Source organism: Verrucomicrobiota bacterium, from assembly GCA_027622555.1.
Lineage (GTDB): Bacteria > Verrucomicrobiota > Verrucomicrobiia > Opitutales > UBA2995 > UBA2995.
In genome coordinates, this window is sequence record JAQBYJ010000040.1 from 1 (window position 1) to 19,307 (window position 19,307).

The window sequence follows — 19,307 nt, forward strand, 5'->3', positions numbered from 1 at the left end:
CCCAGCATGATCTAGGTATCCCATTCCAAATGCTCGTCAATCACCGTGCCAAATAAAAATACCGTGGGAGTTGTCATTTGATCGGGCGGAGTTCGGGGTAACCTTTGGCACTTCCAAATACCTGAAGTGGTTGGATCTGACTATGGACGCTGTTTACACATTCGAATCCCTCGATGCACGGGTCAATGATCTGGGGACTCCATTGGCAGGACCTGATCGAGTAAGGTCGGGAAGTTTTGAAATGCGAATTGGCCGTGACAAGCGAAACAATCCCCTGAATCCAGAATCCGGCTACCGCCTATTTGCTGACATTGAGTGGGGCTCCGAGGCATGGGGCGGCGAAGTGGATTACCAAGCCGCCGATTTAGGGTTGTCCTACCACAAGGAGATCAAACGCGGCCTCATTTGGCACGGATCCATTTCCCATTCTGTGGTTGGCTCGCTCAACAAATCGCAATCTCAGATCCCCAACAACAAGCTTCTGTTTCCTGGTGGAGAAAATTCTATTCGTGGGTACCAACGAGGAGAAGCTGCACCGAGGGATGCATTTGGAGACTTTGTCGGAGCCAAGTCCTTCATGCTTATGAACCTCGAGTTGGAGCAACGACTTACCGATAGCATTTCAATAGTTGGCTTCTACGACGGCCTTGGAATGACCGCTAATATCGACGATTATCCTTTCGACGAATATTTATCTTCGGTCGGGCTAGGCATTCGTTTTAGAACTTTTATGGGGCCTGTTCGTTTGGAATATGGTCACAACCTGGACCAGCGCATCGAAGATCCGGATGGAACATTTCATCTTTCCCTGGGCTTCCCCTTTTAGGATTCTCAAGCTACCTCCCCAAAAGTCGGGACTACTTCATCAACTTACCACCATAAGCCACACGACCGATGGCATCCGCCTCGTACTTAATGTGTACGTTTTCGTGCGGCCGATCAAGAATACCGGCGATCACACGGGTCAACTCAGTTATTTCAGCTTCTATTAAATCAGATGGAGGAACTTTTCGTTTGAGTACATTCACCAGTACCGGACCGATATAGGAGTCCAATGATGTTTTGTTCTCTGCCCAGTAATTTCTGGGCACGGGATTGATCTTCACCCAGGTCTTGCCCGGAGGAGTATCAAAAACTTTTCCAACACCATCGGCCAAACGCTGTACGGCATCCCCTTTCAGGGTTTCATTATTGCGAAAAACTATGTCTATATCCAATTGAGGCATCGGATAAAGGAACCACAGGGATACTTCCAATTCGAGAAACAGAATCAAATAATTCTATTTTCTCTTAAATTTGACAGATCAACTGAAAGCTCACGCTGATTTTGTCATTTACCACGTGCTGACCGAGTTTTTCGAAAATTTTGCCGCTGCCGTAAACAGAACCGAATCGAGTCCTATCGACATCAAACTGGCCTTGAAGTCCCAATTTGCCATCAAGATAAGCGATTTGAGCATTGAACTCAATAGCTTGGGATTTTCCCCGCAACATAAGTCGGCCCTTAACAAGCAGATTGAAATCTCCCGGAGCGGACTCTGCGATTGCCTCGCAAGATTCCATCCTGAATTCGGCGGTGGGAAATTCTTGAACACTAAAAAAGTCATCCGTAGCCAAGTGACCAATTAACATCGCTGCAACACTTCCATCCTGGATGTCGGTGCATGTTATCCGGGTCATATCAAGAATGACGTCTCCCGATGCAAGATGTCCGTCTTGTATTTCTAGCTTACCGGACTGAAATGTAATTCGACCATGGTGTTGGTTAAATAAATTACGGCCGGTCCAACGGAAGACGCTGTGATCAAGATCAATGACATATGTACCGTCGACCGCCTTCAAAGGATTTCTGCCTCGCCCTTCGACTGAAAATCCGGACAACACCCAGGCATCAAGACCCCCTTCAAGCGTTTGGACATTTTCATACCCGGCATTCTGGAGGCGTTCCAAAGCCAAGCCGCTGGCTCCAAACTTGTCGTTCATCCCATACACAACAATGTTAGTGGATGTGTCGTTAACGAGCTCAGAAACCGCATCCAGGAAAGCGACTTCGTAAACACAGGCATGCTTAGAGCCAGATATTCTTATCTCTTCAAAAGCTTCGTCAGACAACAGATGGAGGAGAACAGGCGGAGCCTCAGATGAAAGTTGGCTTTTGAGAAGCAAGGGGGTAATTTTTGAACTTTTCATTATACAAAGGGAGTTGAATCCTGCGGTTTGAGGCAAAACATTTGATTTGAGTTACATGTAATCTTCCAGAGTTCGAGAAGTCCAAGAATTAAAGGTTGTTAGCAAAGTCCGCTTTTCCCAATAATGAAAATATCTTAATTAATTCAAATCCCAATCGACTGAAAACATATCCCACATCATTCCCGGCCCGTATTCGGACTGCTTTATTTTCACTCTTTGTTTTAGGCGTTTACGGTAGCACTTCATTAACCGCAGCCTATCCAGAAAAACCGATCAAAGTGATCGTACCGACCAATGCCGGTGGAGAGACTGATGGCCTGACACGCTTACTGCAAAGAGCGATCGCTGAGAAAAAACTGCTGCCTGAAAAAATGGTGGTGGTAAACCTTCCGGGTGCGGGCGGCACCCTCGGAACCAGAAAGATCAAACAAGCAGAACCGGACGGCTACACCATCGGCCTTTGGCATTCCGGAATCGTCACCTCCAAAGCAATGGGGATTGTCGATTACGACCACAATGATTTCGAATTGATCTGTATGACCGGCTATACGGAACTCCTACTCGGGGTCACTGAAAAATCCAGGTTTGAATCGATCGAAGGTCTCCTGGACATCGCCCGCGCTGATCCCCGTTCAGTAAAAGTCTCAACCAACGTAGGCTTACCGGTACACCTCATACCATTGTTATTTGCAGAAGAAGCCGGTGTCGAATTCCGGTTCATACAAACGGGTGGCGGCTCCCCACGGCTAACTTCCCTGTTAGGCGGCCACAGCGACATGACCATGCTGTCTACCATGGCATTTGTAAATTTCAGGGATTCGGGGCTCAAACCCCTTGTCACCTTTTCCGGGAAGCGAGACCCCATGTTTCCGGAGGTTCCGACGGCCAAGGAAATTGGAATCGACGTAGAACTCGTTGAAATACGAGTCTGGCTGGCTCCCAAAGGAACTCCCGAACCTGTTTTGGAAATGATCCGCAACGCCCTTGAATCGGTCATGACGGACCCGAAAATCGCCGAGGAAATGAAAAGCCTGGGTGTAGTACCCGAATACGGCGGTCGAGAAATCGCCCAACCGCTGCTGGATGTTCTCCTCGAAAAAGTGGCTCCGTTGGTAGGGAAAGCACGTAACATGGATCGTTAAGTTTGGGTCTATGAGATCACTCTATAGTTCCATCCAAGACTATGTTATCAGTGTCTTTACGATAGTACTTGCCGGACTGGTCCTCTGGGCAGCGCAGGACATTCCACCACCCTTTTTTGATCCACTGGGCTCAGCGGCCGTGCCAAAGGCATGTGCCTACCTCCTAATCATCCTGGCACTGGCCATCTCTGTAAGAAATTTTTTCAGGAACAAAGCCTCAGCCAACTCGAGTACCGAAGATGAGGGATTCAAACGCGAACCGATTCTCGGTATTGCTGTAGTCGCATTGTCGGTACTTTACATCTTGTCCATGGGAGCTGGTTGGGTTGGTTTCAGATGGGGAACTATTCTGTATATAGCCATCACCGGATCTCTATTAGCCAAGGGCAATAAACGAGTCATGTTGATCAGCCTGGCATTCGGACTTTTGTTTGGTTTCGGAGGTCAGCACTTGTTCACCGATTTCTTTTATATCGATCTTCCGCAATAATCGCTTCCCATCCATGGATCTGCTTCAAGCCTTTCAATACCTCCTGACACCTGAGCCAATGATGTGGCTTATGATAGGTGTCGCCAGTGGTATTTTTGTTGGAGCCATCCCCGGACTGAATGGGGGTATGTTGATGGTGCTCACCGTGCCACTTACCTTTTCGATGGACTCCACCCATGCCGTACTCCTGCTGATGGGTATGCATGTGGGGTCCGTTTCCGGAGGTCTTATTAGCGCAACGCTGTTGAAAATGCCGGGGACGCCATCAGCCATGATGACCACCCTCGACGGTTATCCCATGGCGCAGCAAGGAAAGCCAGACGTGGCTTTGAGTCTGGGAATTGGGGCATCGTTTTTGGGTGGTTTAATTTCGGCGGTTTTCCTGATTATCCTGGCACCTGCGCTGGCAACCCTGGCATTGAAGTTCGGGCCCTGGGAGTATTTCTCCCTGGTGCTAATGGCCTTAGTTCTTATATCGACCATCTCCCAAGGAACGATGCTGAAAGGGTTACTTTCAGCCATGCTCGGAATCACGGCTGCACTTCCGGGTCTCAATGCTTCGGACGGACAACTACGCCTGACGTTTGGCCAGGAATCCATGACCGACGGGTTCAACCTGCTTCCCGTTTTGCTCGGAATATTTGTGATGAGCCAGCTCATTAAAGACACGGTTGAGCTGAATAAAAAAGCAACGAGTATATCGCTGAAAAACTCACGCTTGTTTCCAAAGTTAAGTACCTGGAAAAAGCAAACGACCAACCTGCTCCGCTCGTCCATCATTGGAACCTGGATTGGAATATTGCCCGGAGTTGGAGCAAGCATTTCCTCGATGGTATCCTATGGTATAGCCAAAGCTTTTAGTAAAACTCCGGAAAAGTTTGGCACCGGTCATGACGAAGGTATCGTCGCTTCCGAAGCAGCCAACAACGCAAACGCAGGCGGCGCACTCATCCCGCTGATTACCATGGGGATTCCCGGAGCACCCGTGGACGCCATTCTCCTCGGTGCCATGATCATGCACAATATACAACCTGGGCCGCTATTGTTTCAAACAAACGGATCGTTGGTGTGGGCGCTGATGGGAGGATACCTGGTAGCCAACATTTTGATGTTTTTGATCATGCTCTTTTCAACCCGAATCGTGGCCAAGGTGATCAACATCAACCGAGCTTATCTAGTCCCCGTCATATTTGTGTTCTGCCTGATTGGAGCGTTTGCTGAGAGCAATCGTTTATTCGATGTATGGCTGGTTATCGTTTTTGGCCTTGTAGGATTTTTTCTGGATAAGGCCAAGTTTCCTCTAGGCCCATTCGTGATTGGCTACGTTCTTACCTCATTTCTGGAAGAGAACTTGCGGTCGGGATTGCAGTCCTCAGATGGTTCCTACCTACCCTTGCTAACTCGTCCCCTATCTTTGGTTTTTGTGCTCGTTGCAGCAGCGTTTTTATTCCTTCCGTTTTATACCGAATGGAACCGGAAAAGAAAACAAAGGCTGGTAGACTAAATTTCCGCCGACTCGACGGTTCTCAAACAAATTGGGGCAACAATATTGAAAGTCTACACCCAGAGCAATCGCCAAGACTGTTTCGGCCTTGAAAGTCCTTAGGTGGTAGGGCAAGGGCGTCCCGGCTATGCCGTCACTATCCCAGAAATACACGGCGCAGCGAGGACGCTGCTGCCCTACCCTCCAATTGGCGAAGTGATCGATTACATCCCGCATTATTGTTTCACCCATAGTTGGTAACAAGCTTTCCCAAAGCTTGTAAAACCTTCTACCGTGCATTAAGAATTACTCGAAATATTTTTATACGGAATAAGCTCTTATCTATTTATCCATCGTATTCCCAAATCGAACCATGAACGCTCTGCGAATTTCCAGAACCCTGATATTAGTAGTAGTTTTCATTTCGGCGACGGTCGGATTAAACGCCTGGACCTCGTATAAGAAAGTTTATGTTCACACCGATGCGAGTCCTGAGTATCTGGCACAACGGTCCCCGGACAAACCGGAAAGTTACTACTTCTTTGAGGGCATGTATTTTGGCGGGCGTATCAATGACAAGAGCCTAAAGAAAGTGGAGTTTATTGAAATTGCTCAGGGGCTGGCACCCCACCTGGCGAAACAGGATTACTGGCCAGCACAAAGCAAAGAGACCTGCGACCTGTTACTCATTGTTAGTTGGGGAATCACCGAAGTGGACGCTTTTAAGGACATTTATTTGGATTACCTCAATGACGGTTACTTCGATAACTTCATATCCACCTCATTTTTCCACGATCAAAGATACTCCTACGAGACAGTGCAGGCAGCCAAGCTAATAGGATTTTATCCACACCTGAACTGGGATCGTTACGACATCATACCTCACTTTCGTCACCAGGACTATGAGTTGAGGGAAGCTTTGGACACTGAACGGTATTTTATGATCGTAACCGCCTTCGACTTCCAGGCACTGGTAAGCGATAAGCAATGGAGACGCGTTTGGTCCACGCGTTTCAGTATGCGTTCGCCGGGCACAAATTTTTACAAAGCGCACCTGGCACTCAGTAAAGCCGGGGGAAATTACTTCGGGAAAAACCTGGATAAGCTCGGAAAAGAACGAGCCGATTTTGATCCTATAATCGCAGATGTTGAAATAGGCGAAATCGAAGTGCTTGAAACCATCGATTCCCCTACTCGCAGGGGAATAATGAATTCAATTCGTTTGTCAGAAGATCGCCGCTAAGGCCTGATTTTTCAAAAGGAAGAATATCTTGTAGTTTATTAACTGGAGGGACAGACTTAGGGCGAAATAAGTTAGTTCGTTGTGACCTCACATTTTTTTAGGATCTCAAAAAGGACACCAAAGTACCCCATGAAACAAAGGATTCACTCACGCCCCATCCGGAGCCTGGTTTTTGTAATCGGGCTTGGTTTGCTTACGCTCAATCATGCTGATGGCTACAAGCGAATATATATCCATTCTGATGCCGAGGAGGACTACCTCGCCCAACGATCATCGGATCATCCAGAGTCATATTATTTCTTTAAGGGTGTTCACTTCGGTGGTTATGTAAACGACGCTTCCCTAAAGAGAACTCAGTTTATCGATATCGCCAAAGGAATGGCCCCGCACCTGGCGCAACAGGATTATTGGCCGGCCCAGAGCAAGGAGACTTGCGATCTCTTATTGGTCGTAAGCTGGGGCACAACCAGTCCCAACATGCATAGGGACGTATCCAATAGTATTTTCAGGGACACCTTAGACGGTGAGTATTACGATAATATCGCAAACGAAGATTATGACGAATCAGATTTTCGTTGGTTTGGACAGCAAAGAAATTCGAAGCTGCTTGGATTTTACCCTTACATCCGTAGAGACCGAATGATTCGCATAAGCCCTCAGGAAGAATACGAGCTTCGGGTAGCCATGCGTGATCAACGCTATTTCATAATCGTAACTGCCTTCGATTTTCAAGAGCTCCTGAACAATAAGCAGTGGAAACGCGTATGGTCCACTCGTTTCAATATGCGTTCACCCGGGATCAGTTTTGAGAATGCCCATATGGCATTGAGCAAAGCAGGTGCCTCCTACTACGGCCAAAAATTAAAAGATCTGGAACATAAAAAGGCAGATCTTGATCCATTCATCGCGGAGGTCGAAATGGGCGAGATCCAGGTCCTGGAAACCATCGACGTTCCTCAGGGACCCGGCATCCTGAATTCACTCCGCTTACCTGAGTAGAAGCGATAAGTTCCCTTATCAACGCTACGAGGACACGATTGAATCCACGCTGGATGAGGTTTATTTAAGGATGACCCACGAAGAATTAGTTCCAATAAAAAAGGCCATTGAGATCCGCATGACGGAGCTAACGAGCATCCTTCAAACCAAGACCGAAGACACAAAACCCATTGAGCCCGATGTTTCCATCGGCCGATTGTCGCGGCTCGATTCTATGCAGATGCAGCAAATGGCTCTCGAGCAAAGACGAAGGAAGGAATCCGAGCTGCAAAAACTTAAAAATGCACTCAAACGAATGGAGGACGGCAGCTACGGAACCTGCATGATGTGCCGTCAACCCATTGCACCTGCTCGATTGGAAGCACAACCCGATGCGATTCTTTGCATAAACTGTGCGCCGTAAGGATTTTGAATCCATTCGTTACTTCTACAAAATTACAAAGCAAAGAGTGCTCACCCTTCCTCCAGCCCAAAATATCAAAGAAAAGCCCCGGCCTGAATTCAGACCGGGGAGCCAAAAGCTTTTAATAATAATCAATATTTATCTAGAGATCTATATCCACACTGATGATAAATTGACGTGGTGTCTTCCGTGCAACCCGGAGGTTGTTTCCTACAACTGACTTAATTACCGGGAATGTACCCGCGTCATCAAGAATGTTGCGGATCGTTCCTTGAATGCGGTAGTTCCTATCTCCGAATAGCTTGATTTTCCCACGATAGCCCCCAGTTAAGTCAAAGGTCATATCGACGGCTCCAGAAAGTTTTTTATCCAGATCAGGCGACTCAACGCCCGCGACGATAATTTCTTCGTAACCTACCGTTGGGGCATCGCGCCAGCGCATAGCACCACCCAAATTCCAACCATTTAATTTTCCTTCAGTAAAGCGGTAGTTCACGTTGAGGTTGGCGGACTTGGCCCGGTCAAATTCATTCGCTTTTCCGTCCAATGCCTTGATCAGAGTGGCCCCGATCGGTCCGTTCACAGTGACGTTCTGGTAATACTCCGATATGGTCCCATTATTCAGGTTATTCTCATTTTGCCAGGCCGTTTCCCAGGTCCACGCAGGAGCACCAGGATCAATGCCCCCAATTAAGCCATCGCCATCGAGGTCGCGAGGATTGCCTACTCCCCCTTCAGGAACGCTGAATTTGGTCCATGAATCTTCCAGGCGCTCCTCGATCCACTGAAACCAGATGTTACCAATATTGGATTCAACCGCCTCCCGACTGGTATAAGTTAAACGAATGTTCAATCCTTCGATGGGACGGGCGGTAATCTGAATTTCCTCTCCGGTTGAGGTGTTGTCACTCATCACCCAGTAACAACAACGACCGCGTTCGCGGAAACCACCGGTTCCTGCACCAGGATAATCATCCACGCCGGTTAAGGTACGGTAACGATTGGCCACGTCCCAAACCGGATCACGCCAGCGATTGAATGGAGTATTTGCCGCACGGCTGGGACTAGAAGAAAGTTCGAAGTCATTGTATTTTATGGAAAGCTTGTCGTCAAAGAGATCCAGCCTGATACCTAGATCCTGTCCCTGTCCTTGGGCACCAGGATATTCTGTTCCATAGGGATCAAAACGACCAATATTTGGCTGGAAAGTATCGGACTCATTCCAGAAAAGGCTCAACCAGGGTATCGGACGTACTACAGCCCCTTTGGTGCGAGTGATACCACTTTGTGGGGCTTCCCATTCACCAAATACGGAGTCATCCACATGCGGGTAAAGCCCGGTTCCTCGCGTGCCATTCGGGTGAGCACCGGCACTATTGGAGTCGTCTCTATCCACATCGATGAAATTTTTTGCCTTGGCGGTATCTTTCCTCCAACCAAAGGTGGTGACGATTCTATTTTCCCAGAAAAACCCTTGGTAGCCAAACTGCCTGGTATCCAATTGCGTATTAATTCCTTGTGGAGCATTATTAGATACCAATCTTTTTCCTTGAGCGTCAAAGTAACCTGTGTTGTTTGGATCAATCGTCCAGGACTTCCCGTTTTCATCCTGGATAGTGATAGGGCGACCATCAAAAGTGAAATCAGTCGGTTGAGCTATATAACCATTCTCTTCGGTCAGGTACATACGTGCGCCTAACCCACGAGCGCCCGTATCCGCCCAACGTCTACCAGTCAAACCATTGGCAAAGTCTGAATTTGCGAAGGAGGGTTCTTCCAAAGTATTTATATCTGGAAGAAAGCGATACCGATAGCCTTGTTGGCCTAGGCCGGTTAATGCCTTGTCGCTAGATTTAAGAGCGGCAACCCGATGCCGACCAAAAAAACGAAGGATGCTATCAAACTTCGCCTCAAAATCAAACTCGTAGGACATGGTGGCCCGCCAGTTTTCACTCGTGTTCGTGTTGTTTTGCCATGAAGGAACACCGTCGACATAAAAATCTCCTAAATGAGGATTCGGAGTAACTCCGTCGCCAAGGAACAGATTGGGGTCTACTTTCACAGTACGATCTTCAATTCCCTGGTCCCATTCTTTAACAATTTGATCCTCTTTGTGAGCTCCTAACTCAATGTACCAATTCTCAGCCAGCTTCTGTTCAATGAATACGTCATAAATGTCAGCTTCGGAAGAATGCCGTTCTACAGCACCAGCCATATTCACTTCCAATGCGCGCGGGAAAATCGAGTTATCGAGTAAGGTATAGCCGTCCGCTTCAAAGTTAACCGCAGACACTCCTGGCAAGTTATGTGGCGAGTCGATGGTCGCCATGGTCCTATAGGTTGTGGTCGGTTGTTGAAATGTACCGTCATTATTGATCAGAACAGTCGGTTGCGCGGGACCATTATTATAGATCAGCGGCAATCCGCCTAGCTGGCCATTGCTTCCTATAAATGCCCCATTATCAAAGCCGGGCTTCCCCCAACCAAACCAAGGTGAGACGTTGTCATAAGGCAGAAAGCGATTTACTCGGGAAAAATCACGCTCAGCGTGCTCGAAGTGAGCCATGATAGTCGTATTTTCAAACGGCTTATAAGTAATCGTCGCATAGACCCGCTGATCTTCATCAAAGTTCGGTTTCCAATCCTGTTTGGTATCCTTGTTTAACAGCGCGACACGAATAGCCAGCTTATCTTCAATCAATACCTTGTTGTAATCCAAAGCGACACGGTGACCTTCAAAGGAATCGACCTGAAAACTGATTTTGCCAAAATCTTCGCTGATTTCAGCACGATTCAAAGTCACGTCTAAAACACCAGCTGGTTGACCAGTTCCGAACAGAATGGACTGTGGACCCGATGCAATCGTAACCCGTGACACATTGTAGTTCTCCGAATTGGTAAAGGCCTGGAAAAAATTTCGCGATACGGTTCCTTCCCCGACTCCACGAATCTGTTGGGCAACTCCGGCAGCCTGGTTTCCAAAACCATCTCCATTACCGCTTACACGGTCTTCCGCGTTGGCCACGTTCAGGGAATAAATGAGGGACTCCTCCAGAGAGTTGATGGCATAGTCTTGCATGAATTCCATGGTGAAAACTTCAACCTGGGCAGCCACATCCTTAAAGTTCGTTCTAAGACGAGTTCCAGCGAGAGTCTCGGTGGCAACCCAGCCTTCTTCCGGTTGGATGGTGAATGGGGAGAGTTCAAAGATATCGGCGTCATCTTCTTGAGCGAAGACGGCGGCTGAGGCAAGGAACCCAATGGGCACCAGTATGACAGGCAATCGCATCCACTTTTGGAATAGACCGTTGGTAACAGTTTTTTGAGAATTAATCATCTTGTAGTTTCCTTATTAAGAATAATGAGGTTGTAGTTTTCTAGAGGCATACCAAAGGCAACGCCATGGGAAGATCAAAGGAAGATAGGGTTATTCACTTATTCGGTGTAATTCGCAGGTGAGCTCTAGTGAAAATCTGCGGATTTTGCTTGTCTATATCGACAGGCATCACAAGTTACCCGTAACAATTTTGGTAAGATTAATAAGACCCAGTTGTTAAAAGAAAGAACCCATGCCCCGCCCCACTCTACAAATAATAGCCGATCGTGCCGGCGTCTCCAAAATGACGGTGAGCCGGGCGCTGCGAAACCACCCGAATTGCGGCAAGGAGACAATCGCAAGAGTGAACGCCATAGCCAAGGAGCTCAATTACAAGAAGCACCCGCTTGTATCCGCGCTCATGACGGATCTGCGATACAAAAAGAACTATGAATTCAAACCCATTGTGGCTCTGCTTCACCTGGATCAGCGAAAGAAACAACTGCATCCCAATTTGAAGCGGATGAGATCCGGAGCGAAGGAAAGTGCAAATCAGCAAGGCTACGATGTGGTGGAGTTTTACTTGACCGACGAAGGGATGACAACCAACCGCATGGTCCAGATTTTCAATGCACGAGGCATTCACGGAATCATTTTTGTACACTCCGCACGACCAAACATCGAACTGGAGATCGATCTTTCCAAATTTGCCTGTGTAGCTACCAAATACTGCATTACAAAACCGGCACTGAACCGTATCGAAACCAGCCAATTTCAAAGCGTGCTTCTGTCGATTGAGAAGTTGAAAGATTATGGCTACAAGAGTTTCGGTTTAGTCACACTAGGCGATTCGGAATCCATCAGCCAATACCGTCGCACCGGCGCCACCCTACATGCGCAACGGAGCTTTCCCGAAGAAGACCGCATCCCCATTCTCAATAAGGAAAAACTCGACGGAAAGACGCTCACCCGTTGGATAGATCGGAATAAGCCCGAAGTCATCCTGTCGCAAAACCACGATGTATATGAACTGCTCATCGACCAGGGTTATAAGATTCCCGAAGATGTAGCATACATTTACTTGGGTCTCTATGAATTCGACGGATGTATAGCAGGCATCAACCCCAACTGGAATGAGATGGGGCGCATTGCCGCCAACCAAGTCATCGACCAGCTTAACCGAAACGAGGTCGGAGTTCCCGAGCACCCCATCGTGACTCCAGTCCAGGGAGATTGGGTCGATGGAGCAACACTGCCGAATCGAGTGCTGGAAGCAGTGAGCAACGAGGCCTAGCTTAGCCACGGGCGAGTGCCCCGCATTCGATTAAGCGACAGTAAAACTGAGCGGACCACAGCGAAGCCCTGCAAAGACTGGTCCCAATAGTACCGTTAAAGATGAACCCTTTGAAATCAGTCCAGTATCTGGCCACATACTCCCCTAATACATGAGCACTGACATCTTCCAAGTTCAGCGCTGTTCTGACTTCAAATTTATGATTTCTGCCTTAAGACAATATCCATCCCTTCGGGTACTCCTTCTTCAGGAACTGGTTTGCTTCAGGAATATTTGTTACCTTCATCTTTTTGGCATCGTATTTGACTTCTGCCTTCGCGCGAATGGCCACGTTACCCAGCAGACCGACCTCAGAAAGCCCAGAAGCGTAATCCCAGTTTGAACAAGCCTGGCCCTTTTCCTTGATAGCGCGACACCAGTCACCTTGGTGGCTGCCCTTCACCCGAGGAATTGTTTTGGCAGGAGGATTCTTTTTGATCTCCGCAAAACGCTCCTCAGGGAGAATACGAACCGTACTGGTGTAGGTGTCGGTCATCATGTAACCTTCATCTCCGATAAACATTGTTCCGCTCTTGTCACGACTCAGCATGTCCTCGTGGGTCAAACCTTCCGGCGCCGGTGGCAACAATCCGCCATCCAGCCAGTGATAGGTTACGGGGTCAAACTTACCGCGCTTTGGAAATTTATAGGTAATAGCGGAAGCATTGGGTGCACTCTGGTCATTGACGTTGGTCGCCATCGCTGAAATCGATTCTGGCAAGCCGAGATCGAGACCAAAATAAGCCGCGTCCATCACATGACACGCCATGTCACCCACCGCACCGCAACCGTAGTCCCACCAGTTGCGCCAGCTAAATGGCAGATATGCCGGGTCATAAGCACGCTTTGGCGCTACTCCCAACCAAAGATCCCAATCCAATCCTTTCGGAACCACCGGGATAAATTCGTTGTGCTTCGGTTTGTTCAAGCCTTGCGGCCAAATAGGACGATTCGTCCATGAGTACACTTCACGAATCTGGCCAATCACACCGGCGGCAATCCACTCCTTGGCCAAGCGAACCCCTTCGTTGGAATGACCCTGATTACCCATTTGTGTAACAATGCCTTGCTTGCGTGCACCTTCTGCTAACATACGCGCTTCTTCAACAGTGTGGGTGAGCGGTTTTTCGCAATAGACATTGATGCCCAAATTCACAGCCGACATCGCGACTGGAAAGTGCATGTGATCAGGAATCGAGACCACTACTCCGTCCATTTTATCCCCGATCTTCTCAAACATGGTGCGGTAGTCCGTATACCACTGTGCGCCCCTGGATACTGCATTATCTATGACAGCTTTAAACTCAGCTCCTCCCCGTGCGTTATTGTAGGCTTTCGCGATACTGCGTTCATCGACATCGCACAAGCCGATGATGTTGTGGCCGAGGTCGCTCAGTGGCATGATCGAGCTCACGCCTTTTCCGCCAACTCCGACAAAAGCCAGGTTGAGCTTTTCACTCGGAGCGCTTCCATGGTTGGCACCGGTCATAATATGCGGAAAAGCTATCAAGCTCGCTGCCGTGGCACCAGCTGCAGTTTTCATGAAGGAACGACGATTAATTCCAGGGATATTCTTATTCATTGTTCGGGTAGTTAAATGAAGATTTAAAACTGATTATTTCATCATTTATTCGTGTTTCCAGCTACCCTTCAAGCACGTTCTCGGAATAAGCTCATTTATTCCATTTAACAGTTTTTAACTCGTTTCTTTTATAGCTTATCCTGAAACAACAAACTCTCCGCCTCCGACTTACTACTCTTTGGGCCGGGAATATTTTTCACTTTTCCCACTTCACTGTTTTCTATCACCCACTCTTTAACCTGAGCAGGTGTCGCCTGGGGCTGTTCTTCCAAAAAAGCCGCCACAGATCCAGTCACCACCGCAGCAGCTATCGAAATACCTGAATCGCGGGTACGATCTGTTGAGCTCTTGCTCCCAGGCCCTGAGAGATTCTCTCCCAAGGCATAAACATCCACGCCATTACCATAATTCGAGGAAATTAATCGAAAATTAAAGGCCGAAGTCGCACCCACAGATATTACCGAATCAAGAGCGGAGGGAATACGATTCTCGACATCCTCCCCCTCATTGCCCGCTGCCACAACAACGGTCACTCCATCCTCAACCAATTGATTGATAGCACGCGTCACCAACTTTTCGATTCTAGGATCCTTTGGGACGCCACCCAAACTCAAATTCGCGATCGCCGGTTGCCCAGCAGGGTGGTGATTGGTTATCCAATGAACACCCTTCAAAAAAATCGACCAATTACCCGAACCATTGCCTTGCAAAGTCCTAACCGAAATCAGCTTCACTCTTGGGGCACGCTCCACAATCAACCCTGCCACCAAAGTTGCATGATCATCAAATGCCCTTGGGACAGTCAACTCGGGCAAACCTCCAAGCATATCGACAACCGCTGTTTCGATTTGGTTAAAAGCCACATGATCAGTCCGGACACCGTTATCCATAACGTAAACCGTGACGGCGGCCTGAAGAAGGGTACCATTTGAAAAGAGTAACCCATAGATGCACACCATTACTCGCTTCCTGATCATACTTTGCTGTAGCTGTGTTTAGGTCGAAGGGAAAAGTCTTAAAAAGTTAAGGTTAACCACCCTAAACTCAAAAACACAAAGATTTTGCTAAAAATATATTTTCCCTCTGAGCCTTCAAACCATGATAAAATCCCAAACCAAAGTTGCCTTTGCAAATCCTACCATTTCTAGGGCTTGCCATCCGGGAACCAAGATTCAAGGCTGGCTACTAATTCCCTAAATCACTCAGCTAAATCACGTGTTAATCCTTGTTAAAATATCCGGTTGGATACTAACCACCATGCCACGGCAGTTTGCCCAATTCTTGTCAGTGATCATAGGCGACCTGGTTTACTTCCTCCCGACAATAAAACGAAGAACCATCCTATCCAACCTACATCATGTTTACCCGGATAAACCGATGTCGAGGCGACGACGTCAGGCACGAACCAGCTGTCGGCGTATGGTTGAGATGTACTTGTTCAAGCTTGCACTTCCTCATTTTTCCGAAGGCCGTCTCGACAAAACATTGATCGCCACCCAAGAGACAATCGAGCTGCTGAAAAACTATGTCGATCCCAATAAACCGGTCATAGGTGTTTCCATCCACAACAGTATGATGGAAGCCTGCACGCTTATTCCTCGTTGCCTCCCATTCGACAATCCGGAAATCGGACTACTTTATTGGCCTCTCAACAAAAAGAAAATCGTGCAATATGTGAAGGATACCAGAAGTAGAAACGGGATAACCTTGATCGATCGCCTCAGTGGCCTTCATGAAGCACGTGAATTGGTTAAAAACAACAACTGGATGATCTTCGTTTTTGATCAAAACGTTGGAGATGCAGGCTACCTTACATTCTTTCTCGGCAGAGCAGCCACTACGGCTGGGTTTCATCAGATCCTTTCACATGATTACGACGCGGACGTACTGAGTTTCTACGGAGAACGCACAGGATTCTGGGAAGGCAAGTTACACGTTGAAAAAATTTCGGGAGGAGGTAAAGAGGAGCCGGTAATCTTACAGGCAAACCATTGGTTGGAAGAGAAACTCACAACGGATGAAAGGTTCTCTGCGAATTGGATGTGGATTCACAACCGCTGGGAAGGTCAAAATCACCATTCGCAGAATCTAAATTTAAAGTTCCCAAATAGCCTTCTGGACGAGACTAAAAAATATAATAATTGGAAAAGCCTTCCGAAAAATAATCGTATTTGGATTCGGATGCCGGAGCATCTTGGTGAGGTCATTAAATGGATCCCGCTTATAAAGAGGATTGGAAATTCAAGGGAAGACGCGGAGATCACTCTGCTTTCCAATCGAAAGTTCAACTCCCTACTCGAAGCCCTTCAGGTAGCAGACCACATAATTTGCATCCCCAAACGAAATACCGGTTATTATCAGAAGTTTTTAAAGTTAAAGACCTCCTATCCAGACACCTATTATCAACTTACAGATTCTTTTGTTGCTGACCTTGAATCGAGACTTATCAATGCGCCACGTCGTTATGGGATTTGCTATCCGAGAACGAATCGCCCATTGCTCACGCACAGCTTCAAGGTTGATCCGGGATGGGATGAAAGAAAAACGCACCAGGTCGAACTCTGGGAGGACTTCTTTCGCTACTTTGGACTACAAGGGGAAGTCGATTACAGTCCATTGCGCCTGGCACCGGGCTCTGACGTAATCAATCCCCTTCGTTGTCTGCAAACACAGTCACTCAACGCACCCTACTTTGGCTTGATATGCGGAGCAGGAGACAAGCCGGAGAAATGTTGGCCCGTGGATTATTGGGTGGAATGTATAGCAGGGCTCATGGATCTTTATCCCGACAGCAATATTTGTTTATTTGGTACTTCAGCGGACCTTCCGGTTAGTCGACAGATTATCGAACAATTCGAACCTGGTTCTATTCACGACTTCACTGGATCCACCACCTTGATGCAATTTGTCATGGCTCTGAATTCCTGCTCAGTTGTTATATCGAACGATTGCGGAGGCTTGCACTTGGCAAATGCTTTGGGCGTCCCGACAGTCGGTCTGTACGGCGTTACCAACCCCGTAAACACAAAGCCAGTCTACGACACACCCTTGCAGATTGTTCAGCCAATTAATTGCCCCAAACACGGAGGTGTCACCTCTGCCGAGATTTGTTTATCCCAAGTACTGGAGGCAATTTCTGAATTGGTAAAGCAACCCGAACCTGCTCCAAAAGAAGCGTCCCTGATTAGTTAAATAATCTTCCACCAACGTCGTTTAACCCATTTCAAGCATAGCTCTCAAATGTTGCTCGACGCCGCCGGATAATCCTTGCAAGTCATAACCACCTTCGAGCACCGATACCACCCTGCCCTTACACAAGCTATCAGCCGCCTGCAAAACACCGCGGGTCAACCTATAAAAGTCCTCGTCTTCCAATTGAACACCAGCCAAGGGGTCAAGGCGATGCGCGTCAAATCCAGCTGAAATAAGAATTAGCTCTGGTTGAAATTCTCGCATGGCAGGAAGTATTTTCTCGTCGAGAAGCGACTGATACAAATCACCACGAGTGCCGCTCGGCACAGTGAGATTTAGAGTAAAGCCCGCCCCTTCGCCAATACCGGTTTCGTTGGACAATCCCGTCCCTGGATACAATGGGCTTTGATGAATACTACAAAAGAAGACGGATGGATCATCATAAAAACTCTCCTGAGTTCCATTCCCATGATGCACATCCCAATCGAGAATAAACACCCGCTCCATTCCATGTCTCTTTAACGCATGACGCGCACCAATAGCGACGGAATTAAAAAAGCAAAAACCCATCGCTGCGTTTGGCCGAGCATGATGTCCCGGTGGGCGATTCAAGCAAAAGGCATTATTAGCATCCTTTTTCACCACCGCATCAATTGCCTCAACACAAGCCCCGGTCGCCCTCAATGCCGCTTTGTAAGACTCAGACGAAACCACGGTATCCGCATCCAAAAATCCACCCCCAATCGCAGCCAACCGTTCTACGCTCTCAATATACGCATTTCCATGATTGGATAGAATTTGCTGCTTAGAAGCCGGCTCCGGTGTGACCCACAAAAACTTATCTGTTATCTTTAAGCTATCCAAATGATCCAGTACCGCTTGGATTCTAGCCGGACGTTCCGGATGCCCCATCCCTGTATCATGCTTCAAAGATAGTGGGTGGTAAAAGATGTGGGTTTTAGTGTTTCCCATTGAAGCTCAAATCAGAACACTATCGTTTCTGTAAGCAAGATTTCCTATAAAATATTCCTGTTTTCAAAGAATATGGGGGTTGGATCGAGTAAGACCATGAGAGATGAAAACATATAAACCAGTATATTCCTCACCCATTGAGAAATCTAATACGAAAGTACACTCCTAAATTCATTTTTGACCCGATCAAGGCGCTTTACGATCAAGTCAAAGTGCTGAAAGCAAGGATCGTACTTTTAAACATTGAAAATGATTACACAATTAATACCCAAAGCCATTAAAAGACGACTACTTGAGAAATTCCGATCGGACGAGCGCGCCGTAAGAGAGGCTGAGACTGCCAAGTTCCCCCGTACATATCTGCAAGAAAAGCACATGCGAAATTGTCAGTTAGTACTCAATCGCTCCAAGTTGCTAGAGCGTTTGGGAAAACAAAATGTTGTAGCTGAATTGGGCGTAAATCGTGGTGAATTCAGCGAGGAAATTCTGGCAGTCACCCAGCCATCCCTTCTTCATCTCGTGGATATCTGGGAATCAGCTCGATACGACAAAAGCCTGTTTACCGAGGTCAGCCTAAAGTTTAAAAAACAAATCGAAGATGATAGAGTCAGGATCCACAAGAAACCGTCCATTGAAGCTGCGGTTGATTTCCCGGACGATTATTTCGACGTTATATATATTGATACCGACCATTCTTATCAAACGACTCGAGGGGAATTACTGGCTTATGCTCCGAAACTAAAAAGCGGAGGAGTCATAGCTGGCCACGACTACAAAATGGGAAACTGGAAAAAATCCTATCGCTATGGGGTAATAGAGGCAGTTCATGAATTTTGCAATATGCATAATTGGGAGCTGTGTTATTTAACCTGTGAACCATTGGAAAGCCAAAGCTTTGCCATACGAAGAATTCAAAATTAAAACGTATTAGAAGTCGCGGTAGAAAGCTTAAAGCTTTTCGG

The 19,307-nt window shown here is 47.5% G+C and carries 16 protein-coding genes; 10 read left to right on the forward strand and 6 right to left on the reverse strand.

Annotated features, from left to right (window positions below; all coding sequences use genetic code 11):
- Positions 1-70: 70 nt before the first annotated feature.
- A complete protein-coding gene (locus tag O3C43_12050; protein ID MDA1067224.1) occupies positions 71-826 on the forward strand; it encodes a BamA/TamA family outer membrane protein in 756 nt (251 codons plus the stop codon).
- A gap of 31 nt (positions 827-857) precedes the next feature.
- Here O3C43_12050 and O3C43_12055 read toward each other — a convergent pair whose 3' ends face one another.
- The gene (locus tag O3C43_12055; GenBank protein ID MDA1067225.1) at positions 858-1,274 is read right to left on the reverse strand and encodes a hypothetical protein; all 417 of its coding nucleotides are present in this window, start codon (positions 1,272-1,274) and stop codon (positions 858-860) included.
- Positions 1,275-1,290: 16 nt separating this feature from the next.
- A complete protein-coding gene (locus O3C43_12060; protein ID MDA1067226.1) occupies positions 1,291-2,190 on the reverse strand; it encodes a YceI family protein in 900 nt (299 codons plus the stop codon).
- Positions 2,191-2,285: 95 nt separating this feature from the next.
- On the opposite strand from O3C43_12060, the gene O3C43_12065 reads away from it, so the two are divergent.
- The 6 genes from O3C43_12065 (at position 2,286) to O3C43_12090 (ending at position 7,950) form a co-directional block, all read left to right on the forward strand.
- Positions 2,286-3,332 (forward strand): tripartite tricarboxylate transporter substrate binding protein, encoded by a 1,047-nt coding sequence (locus O3C43_12065; protein ID MDA1067227.1) that lies wholly within the window; start codon positions 2,286-2,288, stop codon positions 3,330-3,332.
- A 10-nt stretch (positions 3,333-3,342) separates the two neighbouring features.
- Positions 3,343-3,822 (forward strand): tripartite tricarboxylate transporter TctB family protein, encoded by a 480-nt coding sequence (locus O3C43_12070; protein ID MDA1067228.1) that lies wholly within the window; start codon positions 3,343-3,345, stop codon positions 3,820-3,822.
- A 13-nt stretch (positions 3,823-3,835) separates the two neighbouring features.
- Positions 3,836-5,326: a tripartite tricarboxylate transporter permease gene (locus O3C43_12075; protein MDA1067229.1), complete on the forward strand. Its 1,491-nt coding sequence runs from the start codon at positions 3,836-3,838 to the stop codon at positions 5,324-5,326.
- A 352-nt stretch (positions 5,327-5,678) separates the two neighbouring features.
- Entirely contained in the window at positions 5,679-6,548 is an 870-nt protein-coding gene (locus tag O3C43_12080) for a hypothetical protein (GenBank protein ID MDA1067230.1), read from the forward strand.
- A 129-nt stretch (positions 6,549-6,677) separates the two neighbouring features.
- Positions 6,678-7,547, forward strand: a complete 870-nt coding sequence (locus O3C43_12085) for a hypothetical protein (protein ID MDA1067231.1) — start codon at positions 6,678-6,680, stop codon at positions 7,545-7,547.
- 70 nt (positions 7,548-7,617) lie between these two features.
- Positions 7,618-7,950, forward strand: a complete 333-nt coding sequence (locus tag O3C43_12090) for a TraR/DksA C4-type zinc finger protein (protein MDA1067232.1) — start codon at positions 7,618-7,620, stop codon at positions 7,948-7,950.
- A gap of 142 nt (positions 7,951-8,092) precedes the next feature.
- Here the strand turns inward: O3C43_12090 and O3C43_12095 are convergent, their stop codons facing one another.
- Positions 8,093-11,287, reverse strand: coding sequence for a hypothetical protein (locus O3C43_12095; GenBank protein ID MDA1067233.1), 3,195 nt, complete (start codon positions 11,285-11,287; stop codon positions 8,093-8,095).
- 232 nt (positions 11,288-11,519) lie between these two features.
- Between O3C43_12095 and O3C43_12100 the strand changes: the two genes are divergently transcribed.
- Positions 11,520-12,560 carry a LacI family DNA-binding transcriptional regulator gene (locus O3C43_12100; GenBank protein MDA1067234.1) on the forward strand — a complete coding sequence of 347 codons (1,041 nt, stop codon included), beginning with the start codon at positions 11,520-11,522 and terminating at the stop codon, positions 12,558-12,560.
- A 211-nt stretch (positions 12,561-12,771) separates the two neighbouring features.
- On the opposite strand, the gene O3C43_12105 is transcribed toward O3C43_12100, so the two are convergent.
- Together O3C43_12105 and O3C43_12110 are read right to left on the reverse strand one after the other, a co-directional pair.
- Positions 12,772-14,181, reverse strand: a complete 1,410-nt coding sequence (locus O3C43_12105) for a Gfo/Idh/MocA family oxidoreductase (protein ID MDA1067235.1) — start codon at positions 14,179-14,181, stop codon at positions 12,772-12,774.
- 128 nt (positions 14,182-14,309) lie between these two features.
- Complete coding sequence (locus O3C43_12110) at positions 14,310-15,158, reverse strand: S8 family serine peptidase (GenBank protein MDA1067236.1); 849 nt, start codon at positions 15,156-15,158, stop codon at positions 14,310-14,312.
- A 238-nt stretch (positions 15,159-15,396) separates the two neighbouring features.
- On the opposite strand from O3C43_12110, the gene O3C43_12115 reads away from it, so the two are divergent.
- Positions 15,397-17,373: a hypothetical protein gene (locus O3C43_12115; GenBank protein MDA1067237.1), complete on the forward strand. Its 1,977-nt coding sequence runs from the start codon at positions 15,397-15,399 to the stop codon at positions 17,371-17,373.
- Between the two features lie 21 nt (positions 17,374-17,394).
- Here O3C43_12115 and O3C43_12120 read toward each other — a convergent pair whose 3' ends face one another.
- Positions 17,395-18,303: a histone deacetylase gene (locus O3C43_12120; GenBank protein MDA1067238.1), complete on the reverse strand. Its 909-nt coding sequence runs from the start codon at positions 18,301-18,303 to the stop codon at positions 17,395-17,397.
- Between the two features lie 291 nt (positions 18,304-18,594).
- Between O3C43_12120 and O3C43_12125 the strand changes: the two genes are divergently transcribed.
- Positions 18,595-19,266, forward strand: a complete 672-nt coding sequence (locus O3C43_12125; GenBank protein ID MDA1067239.1) for a class I SAM-dependent methyltransferase — start codon at positions 18,595-18,597, stop codon at positions 19,264-19,266.
- The last annotated feature ends 41 nt before the right edge of the window (positions 19,267-19,307 follow it).

Bases quoted from the DNA above. Each gene is read 5' to 3' on its own strand.
- O3C43_12070 (MDA1067228.1), top strand. From the start codon at position 3,343: ATGAGATCACTCTATAGTTCCATCCAAGACTATGTTATCAGTGTCTTT.
- O3C43_12060 (MDA1067226.1), bottom strand. From the start codon at position 2,190: ATGAAAAGTTCAAAAATTACCCCCTTGCTTCTCAAAAGCCAACTTTCA.
- O3C43_12080 (MDA1067230.1), top strand. From the start codon at position 5,679: ATGAACGCTCTGCGAATTTCCAGAACCCTGATATTAGTAGTAGTTTTC.
- O3C43_12090 (MDA1067232.1), top strand. From the start codon at position 7,618: ATGACCCACGAAGAATTAGTTCCAATAAAAAAGGCCATTGAGATCCGC.
- O3C43_12100 (MDA1067234.1), top strand. From the start codon at position 11,520: ATGCCCCGCCCCACTCTACAAATAATAGCCGATCGTGCCGGCGTCTCC.
- O3C43_12125 (MDA1067239.1), top strand. From the start codon at position 18,595: ATGATTACACAATTAATACCCAAAGCCATTAAAAGACGACTACTTGAG.
- O3C43_12085 (MDA1067231.1), top strand. From the start codon at position 6,678: ATGAAACAAAGGATTCACTCACGCCCCATCCGGAGCCTGGTTTTTGTA.
- O3C43_12110 (MDA1067236.1), bottom strand. From the start codon at position 15,158: ATGATCAGGAAGCGAGTAATGGTGTGCATCTATGGGTTACTCTTTTCA.
- O3C43_12075 (MDA1067229.1), top strand. From the start codon at position 3,836: ATGGATCTGCTTCAAGCCTTTCAATACCTCCTGACACCTGAGCCAATG.
- O3C43_12095 (MDA1067233.1), bottom strand. From the start codon at position 11,287: ATGATTAATTCTCAAAAAACTGTTACCAACGGTCTATTCCAAAAGTGG.
- O3C43_12105 (MDA1067235.1), bottom strand. From the start codon at position 14,181: ATGAATAAGAATATCCCTGGAATTAATCGTCGTTCCTTCATGAAAACT.